Here is a 17,567-nt window from a genome sequence, read left to right on the forward strand (position 1 = left end):
TTATTATGAAGCCCTGAGCATTAGCTCAGGGCTTTTTTGTTTCTGCAGCCCCATTATTGCTTTAACAGCAATAATCCTCTGTCACTAGCGATCTTTTTCTTCTGCAGCTGACCCTCGATAATCTTCTTTCTCAACGAAAATGAGTTAAAGAGGATTTATGACAGTTCCTGCATTTGGTCTTGGTACCTTCCGTCTCAAAGATGACGTCGTCATCGCGTCCGTTAAAACCGCTCTTGAGCTGGGTTATCGCGCTATCGATACCGCACAAATTTATGACAATGAAGCAGCTATTGGTCAGGCTCTCGAAGAGAGCGGCGTTGCACGTCGCGATCTCTACATCACGACAAAAATCTGGACCGAAAATCTGAGCAAGGAAAAGCTCATTCCCAGCCTGAAAGCGAGTCTGCTAAAACTCCGCACTGATTATGTCGATCTGACGCTGATTCACTGGCCATCGCCTGGTGATGCCGTGGCGGTTGAAGAATTTATGCAAGCGCTGCTTGAAGCGAAGAAAGAAGGGCTGACGCGTGAAATCGGTATCTCTAATTTCACCATTCCGCTAATGGAACGGGCCATTGCCGCTGTCGGTGCTGAACAGATTGCGACTAATCAGATTGAGCTTTCGCCTTATCTGCAAAATAAAAAGGTCACGGCATGGGCTAAAGCACATGGTATCCCTGTTACATCGTATATGACGCTGGCTTACGGCAAGGCGCTGGAAGACGAAGCCATTGCCCGTATTGCGGCAAAGCATCAGGCTACGCCTGCGCAGGTTATTCTGGCCTGGGCACTGGCGCTGGGGTATGCCGTCATTCCGTCTTCAACGAAGCGAGCAAACCTGCAGAGTAACCTGCAGGCGCAACAGCTAACGCTTGATGAGGAAGATATGAACGCCATCGCCGCGCTCGATCGTAACGAGCGTCTGGTAAGCCCGGAAGGTTTAGCGCCCCAGTGGGACTAAGCGTCTGCTCTATTTACAGCCCTTCACGGGGCTGTTTCACATGTTCGCTCAGAAAATCGATGAATGCCCGGATGCGTGTACTAACGGCACGGTCGCTGTAATAAACTGCGCTAAACGGCATTTCTACGGGTAAGCGATGCTCAGCGAGCAATTCCACGACCTCTCCACTCGCTATTTCTTTATCAATCATATAGTCCGACAGACAGGCAATCCCATTACCTGTCAGACAGAGTTGCTTAATTGTCTCCCCGCTGTTGGAAGATAATCCCACCTGAATATCATGCAGCTGACCATCCTGCCGCGCCACCGGCCAGGTATTCAGCGACACGGGTTCGGTAAAGCCAAGGCAAACATGATCGTCGAGATTTTCGACGGTTTGCGGTACGCCATAACGATCCAGATAGTCAGGCGAGGCGACGAGCTTACGGTAACTGCTGAACAGAGGGCGAGCCCGCAGGCTGGAGTCTGTCAGATTACCGGCGCGAATAGCCACATCCACTTTACGCTCAATGAGATTGATAAAGGTTTCAGAGGAGACCAGCGAGAGCGTGACCTCCGGATAGCGTTCACGAAAAGGTTTGATTAGCGGCATTAAAAAATGCAGGACTACAGGCGTAGCGGCATCAATCCGCAGTAAACCGCGCGGCGTATGGCGGGTTTCCATTAGCTCATTCTCGGCGGCAGCCATCTCCTGCAAAATTTGTTGAACGCGACGGAAATAGCGTTCGCCTTCTTCGGTGAGACTAAGCTGACGCGTCGTGCGGTTCAGCAGGCTCACGCCAAGCTTCATCTCCAGCTTCTTAACCGATCGACTTACCGCCGAGTTCGCGAGCCGTAGCTGTTCTGCCGCCCGGCTAAAGCTGCCGCTTTCCACCACCGCGACAAAAATAGCTAGCTCTTCAGATGTTGCCTTCATTGTTGCTTCTCCGGCAAAATTTTATTGTGATTTTGAATATTTTTGTTATTTAAGCATTTCTCCATACTGCACGCCAACACTGAACCACTGCTTATGGAGATAAATTATGCCTCTGGCATTGCTCGCTCTGACCATCAGTGCCTTTGCAATAGGCACGACCGAATTTGTTATCGTTGGCCTTGTGCCCACTATCGCTGAACAGCTTGGCGTCTCGCTGCCTTCTGCGGGACTGTTGGTTTCGCTTTATGCTCTGGGCGTGGCGGTTGGCGCGCCGGTATTGACCGCGCTGACGGGAAAAGTGCCGCGTAAACAGCTGCTGGTCGGGCTGATGGCGCTTTTTACCGCGGGCAATGTGCTCGCCTGGCTGGCGCCGGGTTATGAAACGCTGGTTGTGGCGCGAGTGCTAACAGGCCTTGCGCACGGCGTTTTCTTTTCAATTGGTTCGACTATTGCCACAAGTCTGGTGTCAAAAGAGAAAGCGGCTTCCGCCATTGCCATTATGTTTGGCGGCCTGACCGTCGCGCTGGTCACCGGCGTGCCGCTGGGGACTTTCATCGGGCAGCACTTTGGCTGGCGTGAAACGTTTCTTGCGGTCTCGGCGCTTGGGGTGATTTCGCTTATCAGCAGCCTGATTCTGGTGCCGAAGGACATTCCTGGTCGCGCCGTTGCGGGCCTTAAGGCACAGCTTAACGTGCTGACGCATCCCCGCCTGTTGATGATCTACGCGATAACTGCGCTGGGCTACGGCGGCGTATTTACTGCGTTCACCTTCCTTGCGCCGATGATGCAGAGTCTGGCGGGTTTTAGCCCTGCGGCAGTGAGCTGGATCCTGCTCGGGTATGGCGTTTCTGTTGCTGTCGGCAATATCTGGGGAGGTAAACTGGCCGATCGCCATGGCGCAGTGCCTGCGCTTAAGTTTATTTTTGCCGCGCTGGCGTTGTTGCTGCTTGTCTTCCAGTTCACCGCTTCCATACAGTATGCGGCGCTGGCGACCGTGCTGGTAATGGGCATCTTTGCGTTTGGCAACGTGCCGGGTTTACAGGTTTATGTCGTGCAAAAGGCGGAGCAGTATGCGCCGGATGCTGTCGATGTCGCTTCCGGGTTGAATATCGCGGCGTTTAACGTAGGAATAGCGATGGGATCGGTCATAGGCGGCCAGACGGTAGCGCATATCGGGCTTGCCCAGACGCCGTGGATTGGCGCGGTGATTGTGGCTGTCGCCCTGGTGCTGGTGAGCCTGAGCGGCCGTCTCGATAGCAAGCCGCGTCTGGCGCTGGGTTAACTTTAGCTAAAGACAGTTCGTACATTTCCTCACTGCCTGGCGTTGAAACTGTGAGCTAAAATCCCTATAACTGATAAGCCGTCACGTCATTGTGACGGCTATCTCAACGGAGGCATTCAGCGAAACGTGCGAAAAACAACCTATGCCATGCGCTACATTGCCGGCCAGCCAGCAGAGCGAATCTTACCGCCAGGCTCCTTCTCGGGCATTGGCCAGGCGCTGCCGGCGGGGGAACCGTTGCCCGGACATGATGTGCTGCGTGTGCTGGTATGGAACATCTTCAAACAGCAGCGTGCCGAATGGTTATCCGTATTACAGACCTTTGGTAAAGATGCTCATCTGGTTTTGCTCCAGGAGGCGCAGACCACGCCTGAACTGGTCTCTTTCGCCACTAAAAATTATCTGGCTGCCGACCAGGTGCCTGCTTTCGTGCTGCCGCAACACCCCTCCGGCGTAATGACGCTGGCTGCGGCTCACCCAGTTTATTGCTGCCCATTGCGTGAGCGGGAGCCCATCCTGCGTCTGGCGAAATCGGCGCTGGTGACGGTCTATCCTTTGCCGGATAGCCGCATGCTGATGGTGGTGAATGTGCACGCGGTAAACTTCAGCCTTGGGGTGGATGTTTACAGTAAACAGTTAGGACCGATTGGCGATCAGCTGGCGCATCACAATGGTCCGGTCATTATGGCAGGGGATTTCAACGCCTGGAGCCGGCCGCGTAAAAACGCGTTATATCGCTTCGCCCGCGAGATGGCGCTGCGTGAGGTTCGCTTTACTGACGACCAGCGTCGTCGCGCTTTTGGCCGTCCGCTCGATTTTGTCTTTTACCGGGGATTAGCCGTGCATGAAGCTTCCGTGCTGGTTACCCGCGCTTCCGACCATAACCCATTGCTGGTCGAATTCAGCCCGGGCAAGCCTGAGAAGAAATAGGGTGGCATAAACGCGTTTGGTCGCCCGCTTAGTCTGAAAGCGGCGCAATAAAAAAGGCACCGGGGGAATCGGTGCCATTTTTAGCATTTTCGCGTTACGATCAGGAGTCCGGCGTCGCGCTATCGTTCACGAAGAGCGTGAGCTGGTCGCCAGGCCGCAATTTATCCGCATCGCTATTCCAGCGCATCACATCCTTGATGTTTACGCCGTGGCGCTTCGCAATGCTCGACAGAGAGTCGCCTTTACGCACGCGATAGGTAATGCTGTCGCTGTTGCTGGCGAGGCTTGTCGCGCCGCTGGCGCTGCCTACTGTTAACGTCTGGCCGATTTTCAGGTTCGCGCCGCGCAGGTTATTCCAGCGTTGCAGATCCTTCGTCGAAACGTTCATTCGCGCCGCGATAGTGGAAAGCGTATCGCCGGAGCGCACTTTATAAGTGCGGCTTTCAACCGGGCTCGCATCCGCCAGCATCTGCGGCTGGATAGCTTCGATTTCCCCGGCCGCCAGCGAGCTTCTCAGCTGCTCAGCATGCTTTTGCGGCACCATGACGTATTTCGGCCCGCTTTTGCCCAGCGTATCGCCTTTCACGCCCGCATTGAACGTTTTCAGCTTGCTGACAGGCATGCCGGCCATTTCCGCCAGCTGATCCATATCAACCGGGTTATTGACCTTCACGCGCGCCAGCGCACGACTTTCGTCGGACGTAGGCAAACGTACCCCGTAACGCTTGCTGTTTTTGAGAATATCACTCAAAGCCAGCATCTTAGGCACGTAGATTTTGGTTTCCTGTGGCAGTGAAAGCGACCAAAAATCCGTGGATTTTCCTCGTGCTTTATTCGCTTTCATTGCCTTCAATACACGACCTTCGCCGCTGTTATAGGCCGCCACGGTGAGTAACCAGTCGCCGTCAAACATGCGGTTAAGACGCTGCATCATATTGAGCGCGGCGGTTGTTGAGGCCACCACGTCGCGACGCGCATCATAATTGCGGGTCTGTTTTAAACCATAATTACGCCCCGTGCTCGGCACAATCTGCCAGATGCCAGCGGCATTCGCAGCCGATGTGGCGTGGGGGTCAAAAGCGCTCTCCACTATGGGTAGGAGTACCAGCTCCATCGGCATGTTACGTTTCTTAACCTGCCCGGCTATCCAGTACATATACGGCTCTGCCCGTAAAGTTACATCGTGGAGATAGCTCTTGTTTCTCAAATACTTCTGTTTTTGATCGCGGATCCGGTCATTTTCCGGTATCCCCATCTTTAGCTCGTCGCCAATGAAAGACCACAGGTCCTGATCTTGCGCGAGGAAGGTTCCATCGTCCATCCATCGCGCAGTCTGACCAGCAAACTTTCCTGCTTCCCCTTGACCAGCCGCAGAAAGGCTCTGTGCATGCTGTTGAACGCCGGCGTCTTGCTTGGTTGCCTGGCACCCCACAAGCAGGACAGAGGCGAGTAATATCGCTTTTGCCTTCATGTGTGTGTCAATAGTTGCTTAAAAGACGAGCGATGATAACTTTGAAGACCGCAGAGCACAAGCAGAAATTTTTAGAAACTATCTTTCTTTGCCCGTAACCAGGCGAATCGCTCTTCAGGGTGTTGCAAAGTTGTTTCTGTGTTTATTTTATTAATTAAATCAATATCATTCACGCGGAGAAATAAGTTGATTTGCCGTTCTTTTTTCAGATTTGAGGGGAGTGTTTTTTGGTTTTTTGCACGTAACTCTTTAACTTCTCGATAATATTGGGTTAAGTGCATATCCTCAGGCAGGATAGCCACTGAAAACGTTAAATTGCTTAACGTATATTCATGCGCGCAGCAAATCAGGGTTTCTTCCGGCAGCTGATTTAATTTTTGGAATGATTGGTACATCTGCGCTGGCGTGCCTTCGAAGAGACGACCGCAGCCTGCGGAAAACATCGTGTCGCCGCAAAAAAGATAAGGAAAACTGAAATAAGAGAGATGTCCTAAAGTGTGACCGGGCGTGGCAATAACGCTGAATTCATGCCCCAGTATGACAACCGCATCGCCTTCATGGACTATCTTCGTGGTTCCTTTGCCCGCCGTCTCCTGCGGCCCATACACAATGAGGTCAGGATAACGCGCCAGCAGCGCTTTAACGCCGCCTGTATGGTCATCGTGATGATGCGTCAGCAGAATGGCGACCGGCTGCCACGCGTTTTCCTCTATCGCTTTCAGAACCGGTGCGGCTTCGCCTGGATCGACAATCAGGCACTTTCCTTGTTCATCGCTCAGCACCCATATGTAGTTGTCCTGAAAAGCAGGAATACTGTTAAGATTCATAAATCACCTCACATTACGTTACGGAAGGTTGTGATGAAACCTGCAAGGACCCCTGCGGCCTTCACCGCGCCCGCTCACTGGAGCCAGTTGCCCTGGGGCGACTTTTACCGCGCGGCGCTGGAGCAGCAGCTTACGCCATGGCTTGGGAAGATGTATGGTTTTCATCTGCTTAAGATAGGCAACCTGAGCGCGGAGGTCAGCACGGAAGCCTGCGCCATTTCACATCAGGTTAACATTGCCCCGCAAGGGGAAACGTTGCAGGTAAAAGCTGACCCGCTTCATTTACCCTTTGCCGAAAAGTCGGTGGATGCCTGTCTGCTGGCGCATACGCTGCCCTGGTGCCCGGATCCGCACCGCCTGCTGCGGGAAGTCGATCGCGTATTGATTGACGACGGCTGGATGATCCTCAGCAGCTTCAGTCCGTTAAGCCTCCTCGGTGCCGGGAAAATGGTGCCTTTCCTGCGCCGCAAAATGCCCTATAACAGCCGCATGTTCACCATGATGCGCCAGCTGGACTGGCTCACCTTATTAAATTTTGAAGTGATGCATCACGGGAATTTTCAGGTGCTGCCCTGGCACCGGCAGGGCGGCAGGTTGCTGAGCACGCACCTGCCGGCGTTGGGCTGTATGCAGCTTATCGTGGCCCGTAAGCGAACCATTCCCCTTACGCTCAACCCAATGAAAGCGCGCAAAGCCAAAGCGCAGCTGCGCCCCGCCGTCGGGGCGACAAGGCAATACCGTAAACCTTAAAGCGCGGGCGCTTCGGGCAGATAACCCACATCTTCAAGCGTCGGGTTATTAGCCGCCTGGCGTGCGAGCTCATCGCAGCGCTCGTTTTCCGGGTGGCCCGCGTGGCCTTTCACCCACTCCCATTTAATCTCATGCTGACTAAGCGCCGCATCCAGCCGCTGCCAGAGATCGACGTTTTTAACCGGTTTCTTTTCCGCCGTTTTCCAGCCGCGCTTTTTCCAGTTGTGGATCCACTGGGTTATCCCCTGGCGGACATACTGGCTGTCGGTGCTGAGGGTGATAATGCAATGCTCGCGCAGCGCTTCCAGCGCCACGATAGCGGCCATCAGCTCCATGCGGTTGTTAGTGGTAAGACGATAACCCGCGCTGAACGTTTTCTCGTGCTGCTTATAGCGCAAAATAGCGCCGTAACCGCCGGGCCCCGGGTTGCCAAGGCAGGATCCATCGGTGAAAATTTCTACCTCTTTACGCATCTCTGGTAGACTTCCTGTGATTAAAAGCCCAAGTCTGACACAACGAGCGCTATGAGCACAGCTATTACAAGACAGATTGTCCTCGATACAGAAACCACCGGTATGAACCAGATCGGCGCTCACTATGAAGGGCACCGTATTATTGAGATCGGTGCGGTCGAAGTGATAAACCGCCGCCTGACCGGCAACAACTTTCATGTCTACCTGAAACCCGACAGGCTGGTGGACCCGGAAGCCTTCGGCGTTCACGGCATCGCCGACGAGTTCCTGATGGATAAGCCGACGTTCGGCGACGTGGTGGAGGATTTCCTCGACTATATTCGCGGCGCCGAACTTATCATCCATAACGCCTCGTTTGATATCGGCTTTATGGATTATGAATTCGGCATGCTCAACCGCGGCATTCCGAAGACAGAAACCTTCTGCAAAATTACCGACAGCCTGGCGCTGGCGCGCCGCATGTTCCCGGGCAAGCGCAACAGCCTTGACGCGCTCTGTTCGCGCTACGAAATCGACAACACCAAGCGTACCCTGCACGGCGCGTTGCTCGACTCCCAAATCCTGGCGGATGTCTATCTGGCGATGACCGGCGGCCAGACGTCGCTGAAATTCTCTATGGACGGCGAGGGGCAGCAGCAGCAGGGCGGCGAGGCGGCAATTCAGCGCGTTGTCCGTCAGGCCTCGTCGCTACGGGTGATAAGGGCCAGCGATGAAGAGATAATGGCGCACGAATCGCGTCTGGATCTGGTGCAGAAAAAGGGCGGCAGCTGCCTGTGGCGCGCCTGATGGCGGGCTATAATGAAGAGAAATTCAACGGCCGGGCGAAATTTGCAGCAAACGGTTAAAAGTGTGAGAAAAAGCGTTGACGGCCCTGGGGGCAATCCGTAATATGCGCCTCGTTCCCCAACGGGAACAATGCGGAGCGGTAGTTCAGTCGGTTAGAATACCTGCCTGTCACGCAGGGGGTCGCGGGTTCGAGTCCCGTCCGTTCCGCCACTATTCAGAAAGCCTGAATCAGCAATGATTCAGGCTTTCGTCTTTTCCGCCTTCGGTTATTCCTTCGACATCGCCACCTGCGCCGGGAAGCCGCTGACGTCCGTCGCGCGTTCATGTCGCGCCACCCAGCGGTAGCAGCCCGCGCCCAGCGCCGCGCCGATAAACCAGCTAAAGCTCGCCACCTCATGCAGCCCTGGAATAAAGCTGATGATCAGGCCTACCGCCACGGATGGAATGAGCGCGAAAATCGCCTTCGGATTAAAGCCGTTCTTGTACCAGTAGCGGCCTTTCGGCGTGTCATCGAAGAGGTCGTCGACGAACACCTTGCCGCGCTTAATCAGGTAGAAATCCGCCAGCAGAATGCCGAACAGCGGGCCGATAAACGCCCCCAGCACGTCCAGCGTATAGTGAATCAACTCGGGCGACTGGAACAGATTCCACGGCGTCAGTAAAACGGAACCTACCGCCGCGATCATCCCGCCGGTGCGAAAGCTAATCTTTTGCGGCGAGCAGTTAGAGAAGTCAAACGCTGGCGAGACAAAGTTGGCCACGATATTAATGCCGATGGTGGCGGTGATCATCGTCAGCAGCCCAATCGCCATGGCGAGACTGTTGCCCACGCGGCTGACGGTCTCGATCGGGTCCGTTATCATCTGGCCGAACAACGACTGCGTGCCGGAGACAATCACCACGGTGACGATGGAAAACAGCAGGAAGTTAAACGGCAGGCCCCAGCGGTTGCCGCGCTTAATTTCGCTCATGCTTTTTCCGTAGCGCGAGAAATCGCCAAAGTTCAGCAGCGGGCCGGAGAAATAGGAGACGACCAGCGCCGTGGCGGTAATCATCTGCCAGGTCTGCTCGCCAGTAGAAAGCGATTTGCTGGCAAGCGTAAAGGAGATGCCGTCAAAGCCGGTCTGATACAAAATCCAGCCCGCCAGCGCCATCATTACCACGTAAACCGCTGGCCCGGCGACGTCGATAAAGCGCTTAATCGCATTCATCCCGTGCCAGAACACCATCGCCTGCAGCACCCACATAATGCCAAAGCAAACCCAGCCTAAGTGCGAAAGGCCAAGGAAATGCCCCTCGGTCATGGTTGCGAGAGAAGGCCAGAACTTCAGCGCCACCAGCATTAACGCATTCGCGGCAAGGTAAGTCTGAATGCCGTACCAGGCGAAGGCGATAAGGCCGCGGATCACCGCCGGGATATTCGCGCCAAACACGCCGAACGCCTGGCGGCAGATAACCGCGTAAGGCACGCCCGCCATCTGGCTCGGTTTCGCCACCAGATTGGCGCACAGTTGCACGATGCAAATCCCTACCAGCAGACAGAGCAGTACCTGCCAGCTGGCAAGCCCCAGGGTGAAGAAGCTGGCGGCGACCACGTAGCCGCCCATGCTGTGCACATCCGACATCCAGAATGAAAAGATATTGTACCAGGACCAGGTCTGGTTGCGGGTAGGGGCCAGGTCGTCATTACAGAGCCGGGGGCTGTATCCGGCATTCGGGTTCACTTCTGCGGGCTCATGGTTTGGCATGGAATCTGCTCCTCTGAACAATGGCGACGAAATGTCTGCCATTGTCTTTGCAGGAACCAGGCCAGGTTTTTCTTTTTTGTGTACAAGAGAATTATTTGTTGTATACAAGAAGTGAAAGCCGACCATAGACGGGAGCTATAAATGAAGCGTGAAACGGGCTTAAGCGCCCCGCAGGAATTACCGGATAAAGAAGCGCATATCTGGCACTCGTTGCTGAATGCGATTGTCGAGCACCAGCTGCCGCCGGGCTGCAAGCTGCCGGAAGAGGCGCTGGCGGAGGTGTTTGGCGTTAGCCGCACCGGCATCCGTAAAGTGCTGACGCGCCTTGCGGCGGTGCAAATGATCGACATGACGCCCAGGCGTGGTGCATTTGTCGCCAGCCCCACGGTGGAAGCGTCAAAAGCTATCTTTCAGACCCGCAGCGTCATTGAGTGCGCTAACCTGCCGCACGTGCTTGCCCGCCTTCAGCCGCCTCATCTGGCGGGGCTGGAAAAGGTCGTGGCGCTGGAAGAGCAGGCGCACCGCGAAGGCGACGGCCCGGCGGCGATTCGCCACTCCGCCGCTTTTCATATTCAGCTACAGGCTATCTCCGGTAACGCCGTACTAACGGAGATGGTGACAAGCCTTACCCAGCGCTCCTCACTCGTTATCGCCGCATGGGGATCGCCCTGGCAGCGCGGCTGTCGTTGCGACGATCACGAAAAGCTTATCGATCTGCTGCGCGAAAAAGATCTCGCCGGGCTGACGGACGCGCTGGCGCACCATTTCACCCACATTGTAGAAAGCCTCTGCTTTGAACGCAGTGGAGAAACCCTGGCGGATTTCACCCGCCTGTTTGGCAAGGCGGAGGCGTAGTCATGAGCGGTTTTCGTATACAAGTTATCAACCCCAACACCAGCGTTGAGATGACGCGCACCATCGGCGAGGCGGCCCGCGCTGTCGCCATGCCAGGCACAGAAATTCTGGCGGTTTGCCCGACGCAAGGGGTGGAGTCCATCGAAGGGCATTTCGACGAAGCTATCGCCGCCGTCGGGGTGCTTGAGCAGATAAAGCGCGGTCAGGCGCAGGGCGTCGCCGGGCATATTATCGCCTGCTTTGGCGACCCGGGTCTGCTGGCGGCGCGGGAGCTGGCGAAAGGGCCGGTGATTGGCATCGCCGAGGCGGCCATGCACGTGGCGACGCTGGTGGCGACGCGTTTTTCTGTGGTCACCACGCTGCCGCGCACGGTCATCATCGCCCGCCATTTATTGCGCCAGTATGGCTTTGAACACCACTGCGCAGCGCTGCACGCCATCGATTTACCGGTGCTGGCGCTTGAAGATGGCACGGGTCTTGCTCAGCAGAAAGTACGCGAGCGTTGTATACAGGCGAAGAACGAAGACAACAGCGGGGCGATTGTGCTCGGCTGCGGCGGCATGGCGAACCTTGCCCGCGAGCTGACCGCCGAGCTTGGCATTCCGGTCATCGACGGCGTAACGGCGGCGGTGAAAATGGTGGAATCCCTGCTGTCGCTCGGTCTTGGCACCAGTAAACACGGCGACCTCGCGTATCCCAACAAAAAGCCGCTCACCGGCTGTTTTGAAATGCTGAGCTAAGAGGATACTAAGGATGCAAACTGTACCGGATCACCGCCATCACCTGAATGAAGCTTACCCGCGAGACATGCTGGGCTATGCAGGCAAACCGCCCCATGCCCGCTGGCCGGGAGAGGCGCGCATCGCCGTGCAGTTTGTGTTGAATTACGAAGAGGGAGGCGAGAACCATGTGCTGCATGGCGACAGCGGCTCCGAGCAGTTTCTCTCCGATATCATCGGCGCGGCAAGCTACCCGGATCGCCATATGTCGATGGACTCGCTCTATGAATATGGCTCCCGGGCGGGCTTCTGGCGCATCCATGAAGAGTTCCAACGCCGGGGCCTGCCGATGACTATCTTCGGCGTGGGTATGGCGCTTGCCCGCAACCCGGCGATTGTCGAGGCGATCAAAGCGGCGGATTACGACGTGGTGAGCCACGGCTGGCGCTGGATCCACTATCAACATATGAGCGTGGAAGAGGAGCGCGCGCACCTGCGTCAGGCCATCGACACGCTGGAGACCCTGTTTGGCAAAAAGCCGCTCGGCTGGTACACCGGGCGCGACAGCCCCAATACCCGCAGGCTGGTGGTGGAGCAGGGCGGGTTTCAGTACGACAGCGATTATTACGGCGACGACCTGCCGTTCTGGACGGAGGTGGAGTGCGAAGATGGCGGCCGCAAGCCGCATCTGGTCATCCCCTACACGCTGGATGCTAATGACATGCGCTTCGCCACTGCCCAGGGTTTCAACACCGCCGAGCAGTTTTATACCTATCTGAAGGACAGTTTCGACGTGCTGTATGCCGAAGGGGAGACCGCGCCGAAGATGATGTCGGTGGGCATGCACTGCCGCCTGCTGGGTCGACCGGGGCGTTTTCGCGCGTTGCAGCGTTTTCTGGACTATGTGCAGAGCCACGACCGCGTGTGGGTCTGCCGCCGCCAGGATATCGCCGACCACTGGCTGAAAACGCACCCCTACGCGAAGTAGCCCCTCACCCCGGCCCTTTCCCCGGCAGGGAGAGAGAGTCGGTCAGCTTTGCGGATGTGGGAGAGGCGCGTGTAGAGCGGCGAAACCCGGGTTCCCTTTCCCCTGGGGTGAGGGGCGCCGGAAAGCAGCTTGGCTTTATGGATACGGTTTTTAGCCTGAGCGCGGTGAAAATGCCCTGACCAACGGCGTATACCGTTTCCCTCTCCCCCATGGGGAGAGGGTTAGGGTGAGGGGCCGCAGCGAAACGCCGCTATTCCATCAAACTCACATGTGCGGCCACAATGCGCCAGCCGAACGGAAACTTCACCCACGTCTGCATCTGACGGCCGATGCGATCGCTGCCTTCGCGGGTGAACTCGGTGCTGGCGACCGCCATCTCGTCGCCGAAGGTGGTGATGGTGGTATTGCGCAACGTACGGTCTAAGCCCTGCGAAGGGCGCGCCGCGCGAAACGCGCGGATTTGCTCAATGCCATACAGGTTTTCCGTCGCGCCGTAGCGTACCGTGCGCTCGTCCACCCAGAAAAGCGCATCCAGCGTCGCCACATCATTCGTGACCAGCGCCTCTTCGTAGCGATAAAAGGCGGCGCGAACTTCGTTTAACACCGCCGGGCGATCGATATTATCCCTGTTCATCTCTTCACCTCCACGTTGACCACACCCAGATTTTCAAGCCGTTTCGCCGCCTGCAAACATGTCGCCTCCCGCCACGGCGCCCCGATAAGCTGCACGCCGATGGGCAACCCCTTCGCGGTCATCACCGGTACGGTAACGACCGGCAGGCCAAGAAACGAGATGGGCTGCGCCAGCATTCCCATGCTCGCTTTGACCGGCAAATCGGTATGGTTGATACGCATTGTCGCCGCGCCGATTTCCGTTGCGCAGCAGGGCGTGGCGGGGGCCAGCAGCAGGTCGACATTATCGAACAGCCCCAGCGTCTGGTCGCGAAACCAGCCGCGAAAACGCTGCGCCTGCGTGTACCAGGCTGAAGGGGTCATCGCGCCCGCCAGCAGGCGTTCGCGGGAGTTGGGTTCAAAGCGGTGCGGCTCGGTTCGAAGCTGCGGCAGATAGTGATTTCCTCCCTCGGCGGCGGTCAGCAAAAACGCCGCCTGACGCGCCAGCTCCGCTTCCGGCAGCGTCAGCGTTTCCTGGGCGCCGAGCGCTTTCGCCACCTGCGCCACCGCCGTGCGCGCGTCTTCATCGCACCAGGTATCGAAGTAGCCTGTCAGCACGGCGCAGCGCAACGGCGTCTCTGCTGCAAGCCGCGTTGCCGCCGGTTCAACCGGGCGGGGCGACTGAAAGCGGTCTGTCTCATCCGCGCCCTGCAGCGCGTCGTAAACCTGCGCCAGGTCTTCCGCTGAACGCGCCAGCGGGCCGATGTGGTCAAGGCTTGCGACAAACGGCACGCTGCCGCTGCGCGAAAGGCGTCCGAAAGTGGGTTTCAACCCCAGCACGCCGCACAGCGAGGCGGGCACGCGTATGGAGCCGTTGGTGTCGGTGCCGAGCGTAAAGTTCACCATTCCGGCCGCCACCGCCGCCGCGGAGCCGCCCGAGGAGCCGCCCGCCACCCGCGTCAGGTCGTGCGGGTTATGCGTGGCGCCATAATGGCTGTTCTCGGTGGTAAAGCCGTAAGCGTAAGCGTCCATGTTCAGCGCCCCGCCGAGCAGCGCCCCCGCGCGGCGTAGTTGCGAGACGGCGAACGCGTCTTTCGCCGCGGGCGGCTGCTGGCTGAAAAGCGCCGCGCCCGCAAGCGTGGTTACGCCGTCGATGTCGAAGAGATTTTTTACGGCGTAAGGCACGCCGGCAAGCGGTGGCAGCGGCTGGCCCTGCGCACGAAGCTGGTCGACGCGCGCCGCCTCCTGCAACATTCTCTCCTGCGAAACGTGCGTGAACGCGTTCACCGCCGGGTTGCTTCGCTCAATGGCGGCAAGCGTCTGTCGCGCCAGCTCGGCGGCGGAAAAATGGCCCTGCGCCAGCCCTTCACGGATAGCCTTAATGGATAAACTCATAGCCGGTACACTCCCGCCACTTCCTGGCGCTGGTCCAGCGGGAAGGCGAGCAGCGGCGCGGCCATGCTGGCGATGCGCGAAAGCTGGGTTTCAAGCTCGGCGCGCCGGGCATCGTCCAGCGGCACGGCCAGCAGCTGTTCCATCAGCCGGATGTAAGCCGGCCATTCGAAAGTTTCGTTCATTTTCTCTCCTTAAAATCCGGCGGCGCTGCCGTTGCTGCGCGGGTCGAAGGCGCCTTCCAGCATGCCGTTGGTATGGCGAACAATCGCCCCCGCGTGGCCCACCGCCTCGCTGAAGTCGGGCAGCGCTTCCACCTCATGGCCCAGCTCGCGCAACCGCTGGAAGGTCTGCGCGCTGAAGCGCCCTTCAAGCTTGAGGCTATCGCTCGCCTGGCCCCAGGTACGTCCGAGCAGCCAGCGCGGCGCGCTTACCGCCTGCTGCAATCCCATCCCCTGAATCACATGGCGGGTGAAAATGGCGGCCTGAGTTTGCGGCTGGCCGTCGCCGCCCATGGAGCCGTAAACCAGCGTGCGGCCATCCGCCAGCCGGGCGGCGGCGGGGTTGAGCGTGTGGAATGGCTGTTTGCCGGGGGCGAGCGCCAGTAAATGCGCCGGGTCGAGGCTGAAGGCGGCGCCGCGGTTTTGCCACAGCACGCCGCTTTGCGGCAGCACCACGCCGCTGCCGAATTCATGATAAATGCTCTGGATGAACGACACCGCCATGCCGTTGCTGTCGATAACTCCCATCCACACCGTGTCGCCCGGGCCTTTGCCGGCGCCCCATCCGGCGGCGCGGTTGTCGTCCACTTCCGCCGCCAGCGCCGCCAGCTTGTCTGCCTCCAGCAGGCTTTGCACCGGCAGCGTAACGTGGCGCGGGTCAGTAATGTACTTATCGCGCAGCGCAAACGCCTTTTTGGTCGCCTCGACGATGCGGTGTACGGTTTCCTCTTCGTCGGCGTGAGCCATATCCAGATGGTCGGTGATGCCGAGAATGGCGAGCGACACCAGCCCCTGGGTCGGCGGCGTCATGTTATAGATTTCGCCATGGGAGTGGTGTAGGCGCAGCGGCACCCGCTGACGGGCGCGGTGAGCGGTGAGATCCTGGTACGTTATCGGCATGCCGAGCTCCGCCATCTCCTGCGCCATCAGCTTTGCCAACGGCCCGCGATAAAAGCTCTCCAGCCCTTCGGTGGTCAGCCGCGTCAGGGTTTGCGCAAGCTTCGGCTGGCAGAAACGCGAGCCGGGGCGCGGTGTTTCGCCCCGGGTGAGAAAGGTCTGCGCAAAGCCTGGCATCTCCACCAGTTCAGCGTATTTATTCTCTGTGGCGTGCGCCTGAGAGAGCGTAACGGGAATGCCGTCGGCGGCGTAGCGGATGGCGTCGGCAAGCAGGCGAGACAGCGGCAAGCGCCCGCCGCCCCAGCGGGCGGAAAGCTTCAGCGCCTCATCCCAGCCGCTTATCGTCCCCGGCACCGTCAGCGCCGCGCGGGGGCCGCGATGGGGAATGGCGGCATGGTCAGCGTACCACTCAAGTGTGGCGAGCGAACCCGCCGCGCCGCTGGCGTCTATCGCCACCGGTTCGCCCTCCGGCGGCACAATCAGCCAGAAGCCGTCGCCGCCGATGCCGTTCATGTGGGGATACACCACGGCGATGGTCGCGGCGGCGGCCACCATCGCTTCTATCGCGTCGCCGCCGTGGCGCAGCACCGAAAGCGCGGTTTCGCTGGCGAGGTGATGCGGTGTTACCGCCATGCCGGAAGGGGCCATATTGCTTTGCATCGTGTTGCTCTCTTATGGGCAAGTCAGGTAGGGGGTGAGGCAAAAACCGTTCCAGGTTGACCGTATTCGTTTCATTGTGCGAGGGTAAGATGAAACGAAAGTTACAGGAGCAGCCATGCAACAGTTAGACGAGCGCCTGCGCGCCTGCTACAGCCAGCTTTCCGTGCAGGAGCAGCGCGTGGCGGCTTTCATTATGGATCATTTCGACGACCTGATTAGCTACAACAGCGTCGAGCTGGCCCGCCTTAGCGGGGTATCGAAAGCGACGGTAAGCCGCCTTTTTAAGCGCCTTGGCTACGATCGTTATAAGGCGATGCGCGAAGAGCTGCGCGAGCTGCGCCAGAGCGGCATGCCGCTTGCGGAGAACCGCGACGCGGTGCAGGGCAACACGCTGCTGGCGCGCCACTACAAGCAGGAGATGGCGAATCTGGCGCAATGGGTGAACGCGCTGGACGCGCAGCAGTTCGCCGGGGTGGTCGGCGCGCTCGGCAGCGCGCGCCGGGTTTTTATTCTCGGCCTGCGCAACAGCGCGCCGGTGGCGCTGCATCTGCGCCAGCAACTCTTGCAAAGCCGCGGCGGCGTTACGCTTATCCCGCAGCCGGGCCAGACGCTGGCGGAAGAGCTGGTGGATTTAACCGCGGAAGATTGCGTGGTGGTGGTGGCGTTTCGCCGTCGGCCCCGCGTTATCCGCCCGCTGCTTGCGCAGTTGAAGCAGCAGGGCGTCCCGGTGGCGCTTATCAGCGAACCGCAGGCGAGCGGCCTGAGTGGGCTTGCCCGCTGGCATCTCGCCACGCCGCTCGACAGCGTGTCTGCCTTCGACAGCTACAGCGGGGCGATGAGCCTCGTTAATCTGCTGGCCAACGCCGTGCTGCACAACACGCTGAGCGAAGGCCGTCAGCGCATTCATCATATCGCCGCGCTCTATGGCGAACTGGACGAACTGGAGCAGCGTTAACGCCCTTTGGTGGTGCAGTTGCACCACCGGGATGTCCCGCTTTGGTTCAGCGCGTCATTTCGCACCTTTTCCCTTTCCGGACGGAGGCCGCGAGCTTTCTCGCTTTCGCCGTTGTTTTTGCCAG

18 protein-coding genes and 1 tRNA gene are annotated in these 17,567 nt (G+C 58.3%); 10 read left to right on the plus strand and 9 right to left on the minus strand.

The window, feature by feature from the left end; translation table 11 throughout:
* Positions 1-157: 157 nt before the first annotated feature.
* Positions 158-961 carry a 2,5-didehydrogluconate reductase DkgB gene (gene dkgB, locus MT962_RS00005; RefSeq protein WP_247363998.1) on the plus strand — a complete coding sequence of 268 codons (804 nt, stop codon included), beginning with the start codon at positions 158-160 and terminating at the stop codon, positions 959-961.
* Positions 962-974: 13 nt separating this feature from the next.
* On the opposite strand, the gene yafC is transcribed toward dkgB, so the two are convergent.
* Positions 975-1,877, minus strand: coding sequence for a DNA-binding transcriptional regulator YafC (yafC, locus tag MT962_RS00010; RefSeq protein WP_247364000.1), 903 nt, complete (start codon positions 1,875-1,877; stop codon positions 975-977).
* A gap of 106 nt (positions 1,878-1,983) precedes the next feature.
* Here yafC and MT962_RS00015 point away from each other — a divergent pair, with 106 nt between their 5' ends.
* Positions 1,984-3,159, plus strand: a complete 1,176-nt coding sequence (locus MT962_RS00015) for an MFS transporter (protein ID WP_024559204.1) — start codon at positions 1,984-1,986, stop codon at positions 3,157-3,159.
* Positions 3,160-3,285: 126 nt separating this feature from the next.
* Positions 3,286-4,089: an endonuclease/exonuclease/phosphatase family protein gene (locus MT962_RS00020; protein WP_024559203.1), complete on the plus strand. Its 804-nt coding sequence runs from the start codon at positions 3,286-3,288 to the stop codon at positions 4,087-4,089.
* A gap of 100 nt (positions 4,090-4,189) precedes the next feature.
* On the opposite strand, the gene mltD is transcribed toward MT962_RS00020, so the two are convergent.
* A complete protein-coding gene (mltD, locus tag MT962_RS00025) occupies positions 4,190-5,560 on the minus strand; it encodes a murein transglycosylase D (protein ID WP_024561190.1) in 1,371 nt (456 codons plus the stop codon).
* Positions 5,561-5,631: 71 nt separating this feature from the next.
* Positions 5,632-6,387: a hydroxyacylglutathione hydrolase gene (gloB, locus tag MT962_RS00030; RefSeq protein WP_247364001.1), complete on the minus strand. Its 756-nt coding sequence runs from the start codon at positions 6,385-6,387 to the stop codon at positions 5,632-5,634.
* A gap of 33 nt (positions 6,388-6,420) precedes the next feature.
* Here gloB and MT962_RS00035 point away from each other — a divergent pair, with 33 nt between their 5' ends.
* On the plus strand, positions 6,421-7,137 hold the full coding sequence (locus MT962_RS00035; protein WP_024559200.1) for a class I SAM-dependent methyltransferase: 717 nt from the start codon (positions 6,421-6,423) through the stop codon (positions 7,135-7,137).
* On the opposite strand, the gene rnhA is transcribed toward MT962_RS00035, so the two are convergent.
* A complete protein-coding gene (rnhA, locus tag MT962_RS00040; RefSeq protein WP_024561191.1) occupies positions 7,134-7,610 on the minus strand; it encodes a ribonuclease HI in 477 nt (158 codons plus the stop codon). The genes MT962_RS00035 and rnhA overlap by 4 nt on opposite strands.
* A 51-nt stretch (positions 7,611-7,661) precedes the next feature.
* On the opposite strand from rnhA, the gene dnaQ reads away from it, so the two are divergent.
* Positions 7,662-8,396 (plus strand): DNA polymerase III subunit epsilon, encoded by a 735-nt coding sequence (dnaQ, locus tag MT962_RS00045; RefSeq protein ID WP_024559198.1) that lies wholly within the window; start codon positions 7,662-7,664, stop codon positions 8,394-8,396.
* A 133-nt stretch (positions 8,397-8,529) separates the two neighbouring features.
* Positions 8,530-8,606 (plus strand) — tRNA-Asp (locus tag MT962_RS00050).
* 56 nt (positions 8,607-8,662) lie between these two features.
* Here MT962_RS00050 and MT962_RS00055 read toward each other — a convergent pair.
* The gene (locus MT962_RS00055) at positions 8,663-10,144 is read right to left on the minus strand and encodes an NCS1 family nucleobase:cation symporter-1 (RefSeq protein ID WP_247364002.1); all 1,482 of its coding nucleotides are present in this window, start codon (positions 10,142-10,144) and stop codon (positions 8,663-8,665) included.
* A gap of 141 nt (positions 10,145-10,285) precedes the next feature.
* On the opposite strand from MT962_RS00055, the gene MT962_RS00060 reads away from it, so the two are divergent.
* From MT962_RS00060 to puuE, 3 genes are read left to right on the plus strand one after another with little or no spacing between them, the layout of a single operon-like run.
* Positions 10,286-10,999, plus strand: coding sequence for a GntR family transcriptional regulator (locus MT962_RS00060; RefSeq protein ID WP_247364003.1), 714 nt, complete (start codon positions 10,286-10,288; stop codon positions 10,997-10,999).
* Positions 11,000-11,001: 2 nt separating this feature from the next.
* Positions 11,002-11,739, plus strand: coding sequence for an allantoin racemase (gene hpxA / locus MT962_RS00065; protein WP_247364004.1), 738 nt, complete (start codon positions 11,002-11,004; stop codon positions 11,737-11,739).
* Positions 11,740-11,752: 13 nt separating this feature from the next.
* The gene (puuE, locus tag MT962_RS00070; protein WP_024559194.1) at positions 11,753-12,706 is read left to right on the plus strand and encodes an allantoinase PuuE; all 954 of its coding nucleotides are present in this window, start codon (positions 11,753-11,755) and stop codon (positions 12,704-12,706) included.
* A 250-nt stretch (positions 12,707-12,956) separates the two neighbouring features.
* On the opposite strand, the gene hpxZ is transcribed toward puuE, so the two are convergent.
* Genes hpxZ through ggt form a run of 4 tightly spaced genes read right to left on the minus strand, consistent with a single transcriptional unit; the run spans position 12,957 to position 16,488 of the window.
* Positions 12,957-13,340 carry an oxalurate catabolism protein HpxZ gene (hpxZ, locus tag MT962_RS00075; protein ID WP_024559193.1) on the minus strand — a complete coding sequence of 128 codons (384 nt, stop codon included), beginning with the start codon at positions 13,338-13,340 and terminating at the stop codon, positions 12,957-12,959.
* A complete protein-coding gene (locus tag MT962_RS00080; protein ID WP_024559192.1) occupies positions 13,337-14,713 on the minus strand; it encodes an AtzE family amidohydrolase in 1,377 nt (458 codons plus the stop codon). The genes hpxZ and MT962_RS00080 overlap by 4 nt, the downstream gene beginning before the upstream one ends.
* Positions 14,710-14,895 (minus strand): oxalurate catabolism protein HpxX, encoded by a 186-nt coding sequence (hpxX, locus tag MT962_RS00085; RefSeq protein ID WP_247364005.1) that lies wholly within the window; start codon positions 14,893-14,895, stop codon positions 14,710-14,712. The genes MT962_RS00080 and hpxX overlap by 4 nt, the downstream gene beginning before the upstream one ends.
* 9 nt (positions 14,896-14,904) lie before the next feature.
* Entirely contained in the window at positions 14,905-16,488 is a 1,584-nt protein-coding gene (ggt, locus tag MT962_RS00090) for a gamma-glutamyltransferase (RefSeq protein WP_247364006.1), read from the minus strand.
* A gap of 115 nt (positions 16,489-16,603) precedes the next feature.
* On the opposite strand from ggt, the gene MT962_RS00095 reads away from it, so the two are divergent.
* The gene (locus tag MT962_RS00095) at positions 16,604-17,443 is read left to right on the plus strand and encodes a MurR/RpiR family transcriptional regulator (RefSeq protein ID WP_024559189.1); all 840 of its coding nucleotides are present in this window, start codon (positions 16,604-16,606) and stop codon (positions 17,441-17,443) included.
* Positions 17,444-17,567 lie beyond the last annotated feature (124 nt).

This window comes from Franconibacter sp. IITDAS19, assembly GCF_023079515.1.
Lineage (GTDB): Bacteria > Pseudomonadota > Gammaproteobacteria > Enterobacterales > Enterobacteriaceae > Franconibacter > Franconibacter pulveris.